Genomic DNA, 294 nt, shown 5'->3' on the forward strand with positions numbered 1-294 from the left:
TCCAGAACCACCAGGGTTCGTACTAGGAAAGGACACGACAACACAACGGCCGCTATTTGTTGATATTCCACCCATGAGCACCCGCCGCAGGACAATCGCCTGCGCAACGGGCTTGCTTCCTGACAACACCCACCACCAACATGCGCTGGTGACCGGTTGCTGTAGGCGCTCCTTAGAAAGGAGGTGATCCAGCCGCACCTTCCGGTACGGCTACCTTGTTACGACTTAGTCCCAATCGCCAGTCCCACCTTCGACAGCTCCCTCCCACAAGGGGTTAGGCCACCGGCTTCGGGT

General features: G+C 58.5%; 1 rRNA gene. It reads right to left on the minus strand.

The features are described from left to right. Window positions 1-176: 176 nt before the first annotated feature. Window positions 177-294, minus strand: a 16S ribosomal RNA gene (locus MRBLMD1_RS05485); the annotation flags it as partial.

The sequence above is a fragment of the Pseudarthrobacter sp. LMD1-1-1.1 genome (assembly GCF_040676255.1).
GTDB lineage: Bacteria > Actinomycetota > Actinomycetes > Actinomycetales > Micrococcaceae > Arthrobacter.